Below are 15,464 nucleotides of genomic sequence, written 5' to 3'. Positions count from 1 at the left end.
CGGGCTTCTTTTTCACGCTTACAACCAGTTCCACCGCATCAAGCACTGCCACTGCCCGGAGGCGGTTATGACCGATACGCCCGATTCCAGTAAATGCCCAATCTGCGGCGAGCCGAATCAATGCGCACTCAGTAACCCGGCCACCGCCACACAGCCGTGCTGGTGTTTTACCGCCGAGATCGCACCGGAAGCCCGCGAACGAATTCCTGATGACGCGCTAAACAAGGCCTGCATCTGCCCGCGCTGCGCCCGCGGCGAGCCTCCCGCCAAACTCTAATGCGCCTAGACCGCTTCCTTGCAAACCTGCCCCATTGCAGCCATCGCCAGGCGCGCCTGCTGCTGGCGTCGGGCCGCGCTGCGGTCAATGGAAAGACGACCTGCGACGGCATGCATGACGTTCGCGTCTTCGACCGTATCGAGCTGGATGGCGAGGTCCTGCAGGCGGGCAAACCTGCCCGCTTCTTTATGCTGAACAAGCCGGTCGGCTGCGTCAGCGCCACCGCCGACCCGCAACACCCCACGGTGCTGGATCTGCTGGACGAACCGGATAAGGAAGAACTGCACATCGCCGGGCGGCTGGACTTCAACACCACAGGGCTATTGATCATGACCAACGACGGCCTCTGGTCCCGTCGCCTGACACAACCAGAGAGTCTGCTGGGCAAAACCTATCTGGTCGAAACCGAAGGCCCGATCGACCCTATCTGCATCGAGCGCTTCGCCGAGGGCCTCTACTTCCGCTTCGAGAACCTCACCACCTTACCCGCCGAACTCGAACTGCTCGGCTCGCACCAGGCTCGCCTGACCCTGCATGAAGGCCGCTACCATCAGGTCAAACGCATGTTCGGCCACTTTAACAACAAGGTCACCGCCCTGCACCGCGAACGCATGGGTCCGCTGCTGCTCGATCCCACCCTCGCTCCCGGTCAATACCGCAGCCTTACCGCGACTGAAATCGAACAGATCTGAAACATTCATCGACCTAAACGCCGCACCCGCTTCTACTAGCGCCACCCTTCTGGTACAAAGGGTGCCTACGCGGGCGTCGTATAATGGCATTACCTGAGCTTCCCAAGCTCATGACGAGGGTTCGATTCCCTTCGCCCGCTCCAAATCAGAAAAGCCCTGCATTTGCGGGGCTTTTTCGTTTAGCGTTTCACTTGCCGCGACCGAACCAAGTCTGATCAGACATAGCAAGCACGCTTCAACAGAGATCTCAGAGATCTTAGTGGCCGGATCAAGGCTCGTCATTTGTTAAGCGGTAGCTCCACCCCAATGGTCTAAACGTCTATCCCCTACCTCGGTCATGGTTTGGTTGCTCGACGTGAAATGCCGAACAGACCAGCCCGGCGTTATAGTCCACGCGATAAGGCGTCGCTCTGGGAGCGTCTATGCTTGCCTCATTCCTTGAGACGTCCTTTCACCCGAAAGCAAAGGCTGCCAGTGTGAAGCACCCGTTAGTAACTGCGATGCTGCTTTTCCTGCTGCTCGGTCCTTCAGTCCAGGCCACGCAGTATCGAATCGTGACCGAAGACTGGGCGCCCTATAACTACGTGAAGGACGGGCAGTTGACCGGCCTGGCCACGCATATCGTGCGGCGCATTATGGCGTTGACCGGGGATGACTTCGAGATGATGGTGCTACCCAGCATGCGGGCTGCCCATGCGTTACAGACTCAGGGCAAGACCATCATGTATGCAGTGTTTCGCACGCCTGGGCGAGAGCCGATGTACAAATGGGTCGGACCAATCGTGGAAACTGCCATTCATCCCTACCAGCTGGCCAGCACTCAAAACCCGATTTACACGCTGGAACAGTTGCTTACCGCCCCGCGGATTGCTACGCGCCGTGCCGGTTTGATCCCGACGATGCTGCAATCGTGGGGCTTTAAGAATCTCGACAAAAGCGCATCCAACAGCGTGCAGCTATACCGCATGCTAATGGCCGGACGGGCCAGCATCATCATTGGCGACACCGATGCTGGCGTCGCTTATCACAGCGCTGAGCTGGGGATCGCACCGGATGCGTTGCGGCAAATTCCAATCGAGATATTTCGGGCCCCCCTTTACATCGCCTTCAGCCGTGACTGCGACGACGAGCTGGTAGCCGCTTGGGGTAGTGCACTTGATCAACTGCGACGCTCGGGCGAACTACAGCGCATCTGGCAACAATACGAGGCACCTACTAAGCGACAAGATTAATCCACTAGCCGTTGTACTCAGCATCACCGTAACGTCCGCGGGCTTGGCGTGATAAGTCCGGTGGCTTGATCCCTGACACCACGTCATGAATCTTATTTGATGTCCCGTCCCTACTGGGGGCAAGGAAGGCAGCGGAAGTACGAGACAGACGATCTTAAGATTATCTTTGAGGTTGCGCTTAGGGCTCTCAGGCTTTGGTTACTGAAAGCTCTGACTTTCGGGCGCCACGAAGACACTAATAGTTATTGGTATCTCCCCTGGCTTCATCGGGCTTCTATTTATTCTGTTACTGATTTTTTAATGTTCGTAACGTTTACGACTCTGAATGCTACGGCCCTGATTTGAAGCTTATTACTTGCCATCGGCAAAAGCAGGGAGGCGACATTGGCGGCGTGCCGTGGTTTAACAAAGAGCAAGCACAACCCATGCAGATGGTTAGCCAGCCTCCTGTTGCCAGTTACGGCGCGCCTGAACAGAACCGACCGCAGCGCCGCAGCAGCCGCAGCAGCCGCACACGAGCCAAGAACAAATCGAATGGTTCAAACAACCCGTCGCACGCGCCTCCGAACCACGCCAAACATCTTCCATTGACGATAACTACACGCCCAAGCAGCCAGCCAGCACCTATACACCACCGGCATTTCATCGGGTTACCGCAGCCACGCCCACCACTAACGAACGCAGGGCGCGCACGGTAAATCGGGAACGCACTTCTAAGTGGATCAAAAGCTGGAACGGCGGCACCAACTATCTGGCGGAATGGATAGCAGTAAACAACTACATCGACGGAACGAGCGTATGCGGAAATCACCGCAGAGGCTCAATCGACTATCGAGAATGTCGCAAGCTGCCAAACAGCACTTCCATGAGCAGTGCCGGACATCGCGTGCGCGCTTTGACGGTGACCGCAAAGATCATAGCGAGCGGATGAGAACCCGTTATTGCGGAGCCGCGAGTAGTTTTAATCCGATGGGCTGACCTTTGCTCTAGCAGCTGTCTGAGCATATCGATCTGTTCCAAGCTTTTTGTTGCCATTTACCGACACCCCACCCTCCACAACTGATCCATCCGCGTCGTGAAACTCTGGCTCATCATTTCCCGCCGCATCCCCCAATCCGGCGCTGTAGGGATTCGCCCCGGTCTGAGCGTGTTCCTCCCCCACTTCGCGTTAACCGCATCGAGCACGCCCATGACGCGCTCCGTGGCGGCGGGTTGGGTTTCGGTGAAGAGGTCGTCGGTGTATTCGCCGCGCTGGCAGAGGTCCATTAGCAGCACTTCGGCTTTGCTGAAGGCGAAGCCTTCGCGATAGATCAGCTCCAGCCCGGCGATGGCGGCGCGGGTGATGTAGCGGGTGTCGTCGGTGGGGTATGGCAGTTCACAGACGATGCCTTTGGCGAACCTGGGCTCGTCCGGGTTGAACATGCCGGTGCGGATGCTGACCCTTACGCGCTTGCACAGGGACTGCTGGGCGCGCAGCTTCTCGCTGGCGCGGGCGGCGTAGGTGGCGACGGCTTCGCGGATGGGGGCGAGTTCGCGCAGGCGGTCGCCGAACATCCGCGAGCAGCAGATTTCCTGCTTGAGCGGCGTCACGTCTTCCAGTTCGAGGCAGGGCATTCCGCGCAGTTCGCGGGCGGTTTTCTCGATCACCACGCTGAACTGTTGACGCAGGGTCCAGGCGTCGGCGTTGGCCAGGTCCCAGGCGCTACGGATGCCCATGCTGTTGAGGTGTTCGGTCATGCGCCGGCCAACGCCCCACACATCGCTCACGCCCGTGACGCGCAATACCTTGTCGCGCCGACCCGGGTCGCTCAGGTCCACCACGCCGCCGGTTTGCTTCTGCCAGCGCTTGGCCGAGTGATTCGCGAGCTTGGCGAGGGTCTTGGTGTTGGCGATACCCACGCCGACGGGTATGCCGGTGAGGCGCAGCACATCGGCGCGGATGCGTCGCCCGATGGATTCCGCATCTGGCACGCCGGAAAGATCAGCGAAAGCTTCGTCGATGGAATACACCTCGACGGCCGGCACGCGCTGTTCGATCACCGTCATCACGCGCTCGCTCATGTCGCCGTAGAGCGCGTAGTTGCTGGAAAACACCACGACGCCCCAGCGCTCCAGATCACGGTGGACCTTGAAATATGGCGCGCCCATTTTGATGCCGAGGGCTTTGGCCTCCGCCGAGCGAGCGATCACACAGCCGTCGTTATTGGAGAGTACGACGATGGGCGTGGTGCGCAGGTCGGGGCGGAAGACGCGCTCGCAAGCGGCGTAGAACGAGTTGCAGTCGATCAGCGCCAGCACGCGCTCAGTATTTGCCATGGAAACGCACACTGAAGGGCACCACGCCCCAGACGTAGAGCTCTTCGCTTTCAAGCAGATAGCGCGGGGGAAACTTGGGGTTGGCCGAGCGCAGGATGATCTGTTCGCCCTGCCGGTCGAAGATCTTCACCAGCGGCTCGTTGTTGAGCGCGGCGATGACGATTTCGCCCTTCTCCGCTTCCCGCCCGCGATCGATGATGAGTATGTCCCGGTCGAAAATACCGACGTGAATCATGCTGTCGCCGTCTGCGCGCGCCAGGTAGGTGTGCGGCGCGCGGATGTTCATCAGCTCATCGAGCGAGAGCGTGCCTTCCATGTGATCCTGCGCCGGGCTGGGGAAGCCGGCGGGCACACAAAAGCTGAAAAACGGCAGGGCAATGGTGGATGGAGCAGCGGGCCCCAGGAAATGCACGGGCATGGCACAGACCTCAAAACTGTATATGCGTACAGTATTGAGAGCCAAGAGCCGGGTCAATCGAACCGGACGTAAGGACGATCTGGCTTGATGCGATACGCCAACAATCGGTACAGCAAGTGGCTGAGGTTATGCGCCGTCTCATGCTCACCTTGCTTTGCAATATCCCGTCGCTGTTCCGACCGCAAAAATGCCCTGACTGGCAGGGCTTTTTTCGGTCAATGATCCCGACCCGGATCAACGGGCCAGTTCATCAATTCCCGGGGCAAGCAGGCAGCGAAGTCCGGTTCTGGGTGCCGTCGTTACGCGTGAACTGGCAGCCATAGGCAGGGTTGGCCACTACGCGCGGATTGAGGACCTCGTCACCGGCTGGCTTGATGCCCTGCTGATCCCACTGCAGCATCGCAGCCATTGCTTCGACCTGTTCTTGATAAGTGAAATCACAGTGACTGGGTGCTCGGATGGCGCGTTGCACGAGCAGGTCGCCGTTGCCGTTGGCGACGGCGTTGCGGCGATAGATCTGCTGGTGTTTGAACGGCACGTAGAGGTCGCCCAGGGTGTGGATGCTGACCACCGGGACGTTGAACTGGCCATTTACCACCGGGATCCAGCGCAGGCCGTCCGGGCGGATGCTGTTGGCCGGTGGATGACCGATCACGCGGATGATCGAGTCGTTGAACTCGCGTTCCTCGCGGGACATCGCCTTGTTCGTGTCGAACTGATAGCGGGTGGCGAGGTTGCCGCTGAGCGAGTCGGCCAAGATGCCGTTCACCGAACCGTCCTGCCCTCCCGTACCCAGCACGACACTCTGCAGGCCGGTGCGGAAACCTTCAGCGAAGATCGGCCGCTCGCCACCGCTGAGCTCACGAACGACCCCTTCAAGCTTTTCACCCTGCGGCGACGGATCGGTCGGGTAGCTGTCCCACAACGCGCCGATGATCAGCGGGAGCTTGGCCTGGAAGTCCGTCGCCGGGAATGTGGTCGGCCCCTGCCCTGCCAGGTGCTGGGCAGCCAGGGTGAAGTTCATCAGGTATTCGAATTCATAGACGTCGCCAGTAACGCCGCACATCGGCACCGAACCGCTGTAGCGCAGCGGGTTATTGGCGGTGGCGTAGGTTTCGGCTTCCACCGCGGCGGCCGCAACATGGCCGCCCATGGAGTGCCCGGTGATGTAGGTCTTGCTGGGCTGGGCTTTGCCGGTCAGCTCACTGAAGGAGAGCGCCAGGGCGTTGGTATCTTCAATGCCTGCACGTACGTCGTAGTAGTTCTTGCTGTAGCTCGAAGCGGCCCAAGCGTAGCCCTGCTGCAGCAGCCATGGCCGGATCGGTGGCGGCCCAACAGTGAGCTCCGGCCCTGTGCCGCGGTAGCCGTGCGCATACATGACCAGCATGCCGTTCCAGTTGGGTGGCACTTCGATCTGGTAGGACGCCCCATCGTGGATACCGGTCCAGCGCTCGCTGGGCAGACCGGGGAATGCTGCCAAAGGCGATACGACTGGGACGAAGACGCGCGAGTCCTGTTCGCGGGACTCGCTGTGGGATACGGGCGGCTTGATCGGTTTGGAGCGAGCCTGAACATCGGCAGCGATGCCGACACCGCCAACCAGCATGACACCAACGATGGCACGCGCGCAGGCTGAAGCCAACTTGCTTGGGAGCATGGGAGTTTCCTCGATTATTGTTTTTGTTTTACAGGCCTTGCTAGCGATACGAGCTTTGCCGGGCTTGCCGACCACAAGCGGTACACGCATTTCCACTAACCGTGGCAGAAAGCTTGGACCTGTCAAATTGACGGAATATCGGAGGGATGAGCGGTAGCGTCGTCACGTGAATAGCAGGACTAACGCCTCGCTTATTCACGCGCAAGATTCATTGATGTGCGCTAAAGCATGACTAATGCGGAGCAGCAAGGAGGAGAGAGACGGGGATAAAGCGGACCGAATGGCATGCGCCATCCAGTCCCGGGAAAACCCTGTGAAGTCAGCAGTTTCCTTTCTTCGCCTGGCCCGGCGGGCAATGAGTTCCGCCATGACCACCATGCCCACCACCGTCGCCGATATCGATACCGACGCCTGGCAAGCGCAGGCTGCAGCCAGTCATCAGTACAGAAGCCAATACAACGGCCATGGCCCGGATCATCATCGTAGATTGCGCTTTCATTGGAATACTCCTGAATTTCCTGACGTGCGCCACTCAACGGCGCCCGGCGCACAGTATCCAATGCTGCATCAATGGGCGACAGCCCATTCTTGCGGCGGCGCGGCGCCAACCACGAATGACGGTTTCAAGGCTTGCTGCGCTGATCGCTCAGCAGGCCCTGATCCCCACAAGGCCCTTTCCTAGCCCGCGTGATATTCCGCGTCGGCCACTTCGAAACGCTGCTGAATGGAAGCCGCCGGCTCCTTGCCCATGATGCTCACCACATAGATGGCGATGCTGGCGAGGATGAAACCCGGGATGATTTCGTACAGGCCGAGACCGATGAATTGCTTCCAGACCACCACGGTAATCGCGCCGACCAACATGCCGGCGAGCGCGCCGTTGCGGGTCATGCGCTTCCACACCAGTGAGATCAACACCACCGGACCAAAGGCTGCACCAAAGCCGGCCCAAGCGTAGGACACGAGGCCCAGTACCTTGCTGTCCGGATTCGACGCGATGCCGATGGCAATCAACGCGATCAGCAGCACCATGGCCCGACCAACCCAGACCAGTTCAATCTGCGACGCGCCCTTGCGCAGGAAAGCCTTGTAGAAGTCCTGTGTCAGTGCGCTGGAGCTGACCAGCAGCTGCGCGCTGAGCGTACTCATGACGGCGGCTAGCACGCCGGAGAGGATGATACCGGCCACCCAGGGGTTAAACATCAGCTTGACCAGTTCCATGAACACACGCTCGCCGTTCTCGGTGACCGGGCCGGCCAGCGCGGGGTTATCGGCGAAGTAGGCAATGCCGAGGAAGCCTACGGTTACAGCGCCTGCGAGGGTCAGGATCATCCAGGCCATGCCGATGCGGCGGGCGTTGGGGATGGTCTTCACCGAGTCGGCAGCCATGAAGCGCACCAGGATGTGCGGCTGGCCGAAGTAACCAAGGCCCCAGCCAAGCAGCGAGATGATCGCGATAAAGGACAGCCCCTTGAACATGTCGAAATTCGACGGGTCCTGGGCCGCGATGGTGTCCATGGCGGTGCCCATGTCGCCCAGGGCTAGGATGACGAACACCGGCGTGATCAACAGCGCAAAGATCATCAGCGTGGCCTGCACGGTATCGGTCCAGCTCACCGCCAGGAAACCGCCGATGAACACGTAGAGGATGGTCGCTGCCGCACCGACCCACAGCGCCGTACCGTAATCCATGCCGAAGGTCGATTCGAACAAACGCGCACCGGCCACTACCCCGGACGCGCAGTAAATGGTGAAGAACACCAGAATCACCAGCGCTGAGAAGATCCGCAGCAGGCGGCTGGTGTCCTCGAAACGATGGGAGAAATAGTCCGGCAGGGTCAGCGCATTGTGGTTGTGCTCGGTGTGCACACGCAGCCGCCCCGCGACGAATATCCAGTTAAGCCAGGCGCCGGCGATGAGGCCAATAGCGATCCAGCTCTCGGACAGGCCGGCAACGAAAATCGCGCCGGGCAAGCCCATCAGCAACCAGCCGCTCATGTCCGAAGCGCCCGCAGAAAGAGCGGTGACAAAACTGCCGAGGCTGCGCCCGCCGAGGATGTAGTCGTCGAAATTCTTGGTGGCGCGGTAGGCGGTGAAACCGATGAGAATCATCGCCGCGATATAGATCACGAAAGTGATCAGGGTGGGGGTGCTCACATTCATTAGTCTTGTATTCCTTGTGCTGCGGGGACCTAGCCCCCGCCTCCACTGACTAGACGCGAACGCTTGTGGCGCAGCGCTGGCAACGGACGGTCGGGTTAGAACGAAAGCATAGCGTCTCGAAGCGCTCTTCGCTCGCGACCAGACAGTTTTGGCGGGTAAAGGTGCGAGCGGAGCGATCGAAAGACCGATCCAGAAACGCTCAGGGCAGCAGGCCAATAACGCAGGCGGTTCGCTTCGGTCTCACCGCTCGCGCAGTCAGCGCTCGATGACTTGCCCGCGCATGGGCGCCAGGCGCGCCAGCAAACGGTTCTGCACAGGGATCGGCACGCCCTCGACGGTCATCGCCGCCTGCAGGTTTTCCACCAACGCGTTGAAGTCGCTGGGTGTCAACGCCAGGCCTTTGTGGCTTTCTTCCATGCTGTCGCCGGTGTAGACGCAGGGACCGCCCGCCTCGGCGCAGACCTGCTCAATCAGCTTGTCGCGCAGGCGTTGGATGTCGATGTCCTGAAAATGCTCGACGATGCGGGGGTCTCCAGCGATGCGCAGCAGCATGCCTTCGACAATCCGCGTCACACCGGGCTCGCCACCGAGCTGCCGATACAGGCTGTCATCCTTGGGCGCTTGCCCAGCACAGGCACCGAGCAACAGGCAAAACAGCAGGACAAACCGGCGCATCAGAAGCTCCCCTGGACGGACAGGTACAGGCCATCCTGGTTGTCCAACGTGGCGATTTCACCCAGCCGCGCATAAGCCAGGACCACGGCAAGGCGCTTGTTGGGGAAGTAGCCGAGGAACAGATCGGCCCAGTCGCTTTCGCCCGCAAAGGACAGGTTGTCCGGCTTTTCACGGTACTCAACGCCCAGCGCCCAGCTTGGGTTGAACAACACGGCAGCCGAGCCCTCCTTGAGCAGGCTGCGGCTGTCGCGACGGTCGCCGCCAAATCCAAGCAGGCCCAGCTCATTGGCGCGGCTGTAGCGCACGCCGCCATTGAGCAGGAGGTTGTAGCCAAAGGCACCGGCAAGGATCAGGCGGCTGGCGGTGAGGTAGGCCTCGGTGTCTTCATCGCGCTGCGCGCCGATCAGCGATGGGATCAGGAAATCCTTCTGGCGCTTATGCTGCACACCTAGCGACACCTGGGGCAGCCGGTCGTAGACCAGATCGCCGAACAGCCGCAGTTTGGCGCCGAAGATGTCCTGGCTGAGGCTGTTCTCGGGGAGCGAAAGGTCGCGCGCCAATGTGCCGAGATCAAAGCGCTGCCGCGCTAAGGACAACTCAAGGCGGTTATCGAAGGCCACCGCCACGCCAGCGACGTCCAGTCGGTAGTCGCCAGTTTCGACACGGGTAGCGAAGACGTCGCCGCCCCACTCACCGCGCTCACCGTAGCCCGCCAGCACGGCCCAGGGTGTGATCCCGCCGCCCGCTGCGCCTTCCAGACTGGTCGCCCCACCAGTGGCCAACAGACGGCCTGCATCGGCACTGGCCAACATCGGCGCCCAGCCCACCGCCAGCAGCAGCGTTCGCCAACCTCTCATGAATGCTCCTTGCGCGGCCGCGCGGCCAGATGAGGTTGTTGCTTCAACCAGGTTTCGAAGGCGTCGGCCGGCAACGGGCGGCTGAAGAAATAACCTTGCAGTGTGTCGCAACCCCAGGCCCGCAACAGGTCGCGTGTTTCACCATGCTCGACGCCCTCGGCCACGACCTTAAGGCCCAGCGCGTGGCTCATGTCGATGGTCGAACGGACGATCACCGCATCACCGCAGGTGTCATCCAGCTCACGAATGAAGGATTGGTCAATCTTCAGCTCCTGCACCGGCATGCGCCGCAGCTGAGCAAGTGACGAGTAGCCGGTGCCAAAATCATCGACCGACAGCCGAATGCCCAGCGAGCGCAACCGATGGAGCATCGCCAGGGCGCGATCCGGGTCGCGCATCATTGCGCTTTCAGTGATCTCGAACACCAGCTGGTCGCCGGGGATGACGTAGCGTTGCAGCAACTCCCCGACCCGCTGCTCCAGAGTCAGGCTGGAGAGGTCTTCGGCGGAGATATTCAACGACACTTCCATGTACAGGCCGCGACAGTTCCAGAGATGCAGCTGCCGCAGCGCCGCCTCGATCACCCAAGCCGTCAGCAATTGGATACTGCCCGTGCGCTCAGCCAATGGAATGAATTCGCCGGGCGACACCATGCCGTGGACCGGATGATTCCAGCGCAGCAGCGCCTCGGCCTGATAAACCCGACCGTGCTCCAGGTCGATCTTCGGCTGAAAATGCAAATGCAGCCCGCCAACCTGAGCGGCGTGGCGCAGATCGCGAATCAGGGTGATCTGCCGCTGATGTGCATCGTCACGGCCGTGCTGGTAGAGCTGCAGGCCGTCCGGCAGCTGCGCGGCGTCCTGCATGGCGATCCGTGCGCGGCGCAGCAATTCGTCGACGCTGCCGGCATCGTCCGGGTAACCGGCCACGCCGATGTGCGCCTCAATGCGCATCTCCAGCTCGGCGACGCGTACTGGCAAGGCCAGCGCCTGCTGCACCGCCACCGCGGCGCTGAAGGCGTTGTCCGCCGAGGTATCACTGACGATCAGCAGGAATTCGTCGCTGAGCATCCGCGCCAGGTGGTCACCAGGTTGCAAACCGGCCTGTAGGCGTTGGGTCAGCTCACGCAGCGCCTGATCGACCCCTTCGGGACCGCCGCTGTCCTGCACGCCAGCCAGATTGCCGATGCCGATGTGCAGCACCGCGGTGGTTCGCCCGGCGCCAATGGCATTGGACAAGAGCTCGCCAACCAACGAGCGGTTCGGCAAGCCGGTCACATCATCGTGGAGCATGTTGTGGGCGATCAGCTGTTCGCGCTCAGCGATGCCACTCTGCATCTGGTTGAGGGCGCTGGCCAGCGCGCCCAGTTCGTCACCACGATTCAGCTCGATTGGCGTCTGGTAATCGCCGCGCCCAACCCGCTCGGCCGCTCGGGCCAGCGCATTGACCGGCTCGGACAAGCTGCGCGCCAGCAGCAGCGCTCCGAGCAGCGAGGCGATCAGGCCGACAAAGGCGATCAGCAGAATTCTTGAATCGAGCTGATGGAAGCCGGCCAAGGCATCATCCAGCGACCGGTGCACAAGCGCGATGACACTGAAGTTCTCACCCACCGACAGCACGATGTCCTCGTTGAGATAGCGCTCACCGTTGAGCAGCAATTCTTCGATGCCGGTTGCATGGTCATGCTGACTCCATCCATCGATCAAATCGTCGCGTGTTTCTTGAGCGAGCGTCGTGACCAGCTCGCCCTTACTTTCGCCCTCTCGGGTCAGGAACGACACGTCCAGGCTAGTCAGCTCTTTGAGTTCATCCGCCAGCGCCTGATCCATGGCGAAGCCCATCACCACACGGGCGATGGGCAGTGGCGCCCGGACCTCGGCCTCGACCATCAGGTGCGCCTGCCCATCCAGTGAAACCACCAGCATCGACTGCCCTTGCTGACGCGCCGCGCGCAGCTCGTCAGCGTAACGGAAGGTATCGCCCGGCCTCGCGACGGAAAGGCTCGACGCCAGCACCTTGCCGTTGAGATCCAGCAGCATCGCCTCACTGGCGCTGATACGGGCCGCTTGATTGGTCATGGCTGATTGCAAGGTAAGCGTGTCGCCGCTGGCGACAGCTTCCTTGAAACCGAAGTCGGCAACCAGCACCTGAACGCCATCGCGCAACTGGCGGCCACGCATGTCCAGCAAGCGCTCGAATACCCGTAGACCCGACTCCAGCCGCTCAGCGGCCTGGCTGCTCACGGCCGACTCGGTGACCAGGCGCACAGAGAAATACAACGCGGCGATCACCACCAGCAGAAAGGCGGCGAGGATCCACGACAGTCGCGCGTGGAAGCTAAGGCTGCGCGTCACGGGTGGCCTTCCTGAAAGCATCGGCGAACGCCGTGGGGGCCGGAGCCGAAGGTTGCAGCGCGGCAGTGACCGCAACCGGCAGCTTCAGCTCGACCGGCGCCTCGCCCAGCCGCAGCGTGCCCGCATCGATTGGTTGCATATCAACCAGGGCCGGGTGCCAGAGAGGCGCTGGATACTGGCCGGCAGGCGCGTCCAGCTGGATGCGCCCTTCTGCGTCGCTGACGCCAAACCAGGGATCATCGGTGATGTAGACGTAACCCAGCATCCAGTCGTGAATGTTGCAGCCCAGTATCACCAGGCCTGGCTGGTCGAAGGTTACTGGTGCGCTCGGCGTGCCCTCGTAGAGGCGCAGTTCGAACCGCTTGGCGGGGGAAAAGGAATAGACCTGATGACGAATGTCGTCACGATTGGGGAAGCTCACCGCTGTGCCGGTCGCTACGGCGAGCACTGCCGGCACGAACTGTTTGTCGATCTGATCCATGACCGCTGCGGCGCGGGGCTTGACCTGTGCCGTGCCCGCCAGGCTGAGTACAGCGCCCGCAACCGGCTGCCCCTGGGCGTCGACGACAAGCGCACTGAAAGGCTGGGCCTGCGCTGACGCCGCAAATGCGCAACACAGCATAAATAAACTGGACCGCAAAACACCGTTGAACATCTGGCTGACTCCGCCATCGTGATTACCGTTGGGACTACCGCCTTCCTTGGCAACCTGCTGGCCGCATCAGGCTAGCCTATCGCCATCACTTGATCAGCATAATTTTCATGCTCCGGCGTGCTTCCATCAGGCTCGATTAGCGCTGCACGCCAAACGGATCCTCTTGGCCACGGTCTCACTCTCAGTAGCTGCACTTTTCTGTGCGGTTTCACCGCAACCCAAGGAGCCCGCTATGACAGTCCATCTCGATACCGATAACGGCACCTGTTCAACCACACTCGAAAACGCCACCCATACCAGCGCAATCAAGGACGTCCGTGTCTCGACAGATCCTGCTGCCCGCATGTCCATGGCGCATATCAGCGGCCACAGCGTTCACGTGACCGAAGACATGGCCGAGCACCTGATCGCCGCTGGCGCAAAGGACGATCGCAGGAACCTTGTTGTCGACGATTGAGCCCGCCGCATGAGCCACTGCCGACCAGCGGTAGGCGGTAGTGCATAAAAGAAAACCCCGCTGCCGGAACGCCGGCAGCGGGGTTTTTGGGTGGGTCGATGAATCAGCGACCCTGGTATTCGCTCTCGGCGTCTTCGAAGCGCTTGAGCATGCTCGGTGAAGCACCGGCGCCGACTTTGCTGAAGATCACGATAGCCAGGCTGGCGAGGATGAAGCCCGGAATGATCTCGTAAAGACCCATGCCGATGAATTCCTTCCACACCACGACAGTGACCGCACCGACGACCATGCCCGCCAGCGCGCCATTGCGGGTCATGTGCTTCCACAGCAGCGAGATCAGTACCACCGGGCCAAAGGCGGCACCAAAGCCGGCCCAGGCGTAGGACACCAGACCCAGCACCTTGCTGTCAGGATTCGAAGCGATGCCAAGGGCGATGAAGGCGATCAGCAGCACCATCGCACGACCGACCCAGACCAGCTCGGTCTGTGAGGCGTTCTTGCGCAGCATGGCCTTGTAGAAGTCCTGGGTCAGCGCGCTGGAGCTCACCAGCAGCTGGGCGCTGAGCGTACTCATCACGGCAGCCAGTACGCCGGAAAGGATGATGCCGGCCACCCATGGGTTGAACAGTATCTTCACCAGTTCCATGAACACACGCTCACCGTTCTCGCTGACCGGGCCGGCCAGTTCCGGATGGCCTGCAAAATAGGCGATACCGAAGAAGCCCACCGCCACGGCACCGGCCAGGGTCAGGATCATCCACGCCATGCCGATGCGGCGAGCGTTAGGGATGGTCTTCACCGAGTCGGCGGCCATGAAGCGCACCAGGATGTGCGGCTGTCCGAAGTAGCCAAGGCCCCAGGCCAGCAACGAGATGATGGCAACGAAGGACAGCCCGTTGAACATATCGAAGGCGGCCGGGTTCTGGGTCGCGATGGTGTCCATCGCAGCGCCCATGTCGCCCAAGGCCAGGATCACGAACACCGGGGTGATCAGCAGAGCGAAGATCATCAGGGTGGCTTGCACGGTGTCAGTCCAGCTGACCGCGAGGAAGCCGCCGATGAACACGTAAAGAATGGTGGCTGCTGCACCGATCCACAACGCGACGTCGTACGGCACGCCGAAGCTGCTCTCGAACAGCCGCGCACCAGCCACGACACCCGAGGCGCAGTAGATGGTGAAGAACACCAGTACGACCAGCGCCGAGAAGATGCGCAGCATGCGGCTTTCATCTTCGAAACGGTGCGAGAAGTAGTCCGGCAGGGTCAGCGCATTCTTGTTGCGCTCGGTGTGTACACGCAGGCGTCCGGCTACGAACAGCCAGTTCAGCCAGGCACCGGCGATCAGGCCGATGGCGATCCAGCTTTCCGAAAGACCGGCGACAAAAATTGCGCCCGGCAAGCCCATCAGCAGCCAGCCGCTCATGTCCGAAGCGCCGGCAGACAGCGCCGTGACAAAACTGCCCAGGCTACGTCCCCCGAGGATGTAGTCATCGAAGTTCTTGGTTGCACGGTAGGCAATGAAGCCGATCAACAGCATCGCGCCGATGTAGATCACGAACGTAATCAAAGTGGGAGTACTGATGCTCATTTTGTTCCCTCGTTAGTTGTTGTTGATGGGTGCGAGGGTATTCCCGATCCCACCTGGCAGAGGGCGATGGCGGTTCGCGCCATCACCGGGACGGGCTCAATTGAGCCCATCAGAGGCGGAAGA

The 15,464-nt window shown here is 61.0% G+C and carries 14 protein-coding genes and 1 tRNA gene; 5 read left to right on the top strand and 10 right to left on the bottom strand.

Annotation, left to right across the window (positions count from 1 at the left end):
- The first annotated feature begins 67 nt into the window (after positions 1-67).
- From ACSSNI_RS17190 to ACSSNI_RS17175, 4 genes are all read left to right on the top strand, one after another.
- Positions 68-277, top strand: a complete 210-nt coding sequence (locus ACSSNI_RS17190) for a cysteine-rich CWC family protein (protein WP_200638762.1) — start codon at positions 68-70, stop codon at positions 275-277.
- Entirely contained in the window at positions 277-969 is a 693-nt protein-coding gene (locus ACSSNI_RS17185) for a pseudouridine synthase (RefSeq protein ID WP_200638760.1), read from the top strand. The genes ACSSNI_RS17190 and ACSSNI_RS17185 overlap by 1 nt, the downstream gene beginning before the upstream one ends.
- 69 nt (positions 970-1,038) lie before the next feature.
- Positions 1,039-1,112: transfer RNA gene (locus tag ACSSNI_RS17180), tRNA-Gly, on the top strand.
- 357 nt (positions 1,113-1,469) lie between these two features.
- The gene (locus ACSSNI_RS17175) at positions 1,470-2,201 is read left to right on the top strand and encodes a substrate-binding periplasmic protein (RefSeq protein ID WP_234484615.1); all 732 of its coding nucleotides are present in this window, start codon (positions 1,470-1,472) and stop codon (positions 2,199-2,201) included.
- A 1,035-nt stretch (positions 2,202-3,236) separates the two neighbouring features.
- Here the strand turns inward: ACSSNI_RS17175 and ACSSNI_RS17170 are convergent.
- From ACSSNI_RS17170 to ACSSNI_RS17130, 9 genes are all read right to left on the bottom strand, one after another.
- Positions 3,237-4,517 carry a Y-family DNA polymerase gene (locus ACSSNI_RS17170; RefSeq protein WP_200638758.1) on the bottom strand — a complete coding sequence of 427 codons (1,281 nt, stop codon included), beginning with the start codon at positions 4,515-4,517 and terminating at the stop codon, positions 3,237-3,239.
- Positions 4,504-4,935, bottom strand: a complete 432-nt coding sequence (locus ACSSNI_RS17165) for a LexA family protein (RefSeq protein ID WP_159968813.1) — start codon at positions 4,933-4,935, stop codon at positions 4,504-4,506. Before ACSSNI_RS17165 ends, ACSSNI_RS17170 begins: the two co-directional genes overlap by 14 nt.
- Positions 4,936-5,185: 250 nt before the next feature.
- A complete protein-coding gene (locus ACSSNI_RS17160) occupies positions 5,186-6,592 on the bottom strand; it encodes an alpha/beta hydrolase family protein (RefSeq protein WP_200638756.1) in 1,407 nt (468 codons plus the stop codon).
- A 319-nt stretch (positions 6,593-6,911) separates the two neighbouring features.
- On the bottom strand, positions 6,912-7,091 hold the full coding sequence (locus ACSSNI_RS17155) for a hypothetical protein (RefSeq protein WP_102835764.1): 180 nt from the start codon (positions 7,089-7,091) through the stop codon (positions 6,912-6,914).
- Positions 7,092-7,270: 179 nt separating this feature from the next.
- Positions 7,271-8,755 (bottom strand): sodium/proline symporter PutP, encoded by a 1,485-nt coding sequence (putP, locus tag ACSSNI_RS17150; RefSeq protein ID WP_200638753.1) that lies wholly within the window; start codon positions 8,753-8,755, stop codon positions 7,271-7,273.
- A 255-nt stretch (positions 8,756-9,010) separates the two neighbouring features.
- Positions 9,011-9,430, bottom strand: a complete 420-nt coding sequence (locus tag ACSSNI_RS17145; RefSeq protein WP_200638751.1) for a group I truncated hemoglobin — start codon at positions 9,428-9,430, stop codon at positions 9,011-9,013.
- Positions 9,430-10,287: a DUF3034 family protein gene (locus ACSSNI_RS17140; RefSeq protein WP_200638749.1), complete on the bottom strand. Its 858-nt coding sequence runs from the start codon at positions 10,285-10,287 to the stop codon at positions 9,430-9,432. The genes ACSSNI_RS17145 and ACSSNI_RS17140 overlap by 1 nt, the downstream gene beginning before the upstream one ends.
- A complete protein-coding gene (locus ACSSNI_RS17135) occupies positions 10,284-12,641 on the bottom strand; it encodes a putative bifunctional diguanylate cyclase/phosphodiesterase (protein WP_325166578.1) in 2,358 nt (785 codons plus the stop codon). The genes ACSSNI_RS17140 and ACSSNI_RS17135 overlap by 4 nt, the downstream gene beginning before the upstream one ends.
- Positions 12,625-13,296, bottom strand: coding sequence for a methylamine utilization protein (locus tag ACSSNI_RS17130; RefSeq protein ID WP_200638746.1), 672 nt, complete (start codon positions 13,294-13,296; stop codon positions 12,625-12,627). The genes ACSSNI_RS17135 and ACSSNI_RS17130 overlap by 17 nt, the downstream gene beginning before the upstream one ends.
- 232 nt (positions 13,297-13,528) lie before the next feature.
- On the opposite strand from ACSSNI_RS17130, the gene ACSSNI_RS17125 reads away from it, so the two are divergent.
- On the top strand, positions 13,529-13,753 hold the full coding sequence (locus ACSSNI_RS17125; RefSeq protein ID WP_102835758.1) for a DUF3203 family protein: 225 nt from the start codon (positions 13,529-13,531) through the stop codon (positions 13,751-13,753).
- A gap of 103 nt (positions 13,754-13,856) precedes the next feature.
- Here ACSSNI_RS17125 and putP (ACSSNI_RS17120) read toward each other — a convergent pair whose 3' ends face one another.
- The gene (putP, locus tag ACSSNI_RS17120; protein WP_102835757.1) at positions 13,857-15,341 is read right to left on the bottom strand and encodes a sodium/proline symporter PutP; all 1,485 of its coding nucleotides are present in this window, start codon (positions 15,339-15,341) and stop codon (positions 13,857-13,859) included.
- Between the last annotated feature and the right edge of the window lie 123 nt (positions 15,342-15,464).

The sequence above is a fragment of the Stutzerimonas tianxiuensis genome, from assembly GCF_053470365.1.
This window is presented reverse-complemented; position numbering and strand designations above follow the sequence as displayed.

Coding starts and splice junctions, on each gene's coding strand:
- ACSSNI_RS17145 (WP_200638751.1), bottom strand. CDS start 9,430: ATGCGCCGGTTTGTCCTGCTGTTTTGCCTGTTGCTCGGTGCCTGTGCT.
- ACSSNI_RS17155 (WP_102835764.1), bottom strand. CDS start 7,091: ATGAAAGCGCAATCTACGATGATGATCCGGGCCATGGCCGTTGTATTG.
- ACSSNI_RS17185 (WP_200638760.1), top strand. CDS start 277: ATGCGCCTAGACCGCTTCCTTGCAAACCTGCCCCATTGCAGCCATCGC.
- ACSSNI_RS17175 (WP_234484615.1), top strand. CDS start 1,470: ATGCTGCTTTTCCTGCTGCTCGGTCCTTCAGTCCAGGCCACGCAGTAT.
- ACSSNI_RS17140 (WP_200638749.1), bottom strand. CDS start 10,287: ATGAGAGGTTGGCGAACGCTGCTGCTGGCGGTGGGCTGGGCGCCGATG.
- ACSSNI_RS17125 (WP_102835758.1), top strand. CDS start 13,529: ATGACAGTCCATCTCGATACCGATAACGGCACCTGTTCAACCACACTC.
- putP (WP_102835757.1), bottom strand. CDS start 15,341: ATGAGCATCAGTACTCCCACTTTGATTACGTTCGTGATCTACATCGGC.
- ACSSNI_RS17165 (WP_159968813.1), bottom strand. CDS start 4,935: ATGCCCGTGCATTTCCTGGGGCCCGCTGCTCCATCCACCATTGCCCTG.
- putP (WP_200638753.1), bottom strand. CDS start 8,755: ATGAATGTGAGCACCCCCACCCTGATCACTTTCGTGATCTATATCGCG.
- ACSSNI_RS17160 (WP_200638756.1), bottom strand. CDS start 6,592: ATGCTCCCAAGCAAGTTGGCTTCAGCCTGCGCGCGTGCCATCGTTGGT.
- ACSSNI_RS17130 (WP_200638746.1), bottom strand. CDS start 13,296: ATGTTCAACGGTGTTTTGCGGTCCAGTTTATTTATGCTGTGTTGCGCA.
- ACSSNI_RS17190 (WP_200638762.1), top strand. CDS start 68: ATGACCGATACGCCCGATTCCAGTAAATGCCCAATCTGCGGCGAGCCG.
- ACSSNI_RS17170 (WP_200638758.1), bottom strand. CDS start 4,517: ATGGCAAATACTGAGCGCGTGCTGGCGCTGATCGACTGCAACTCGTTC.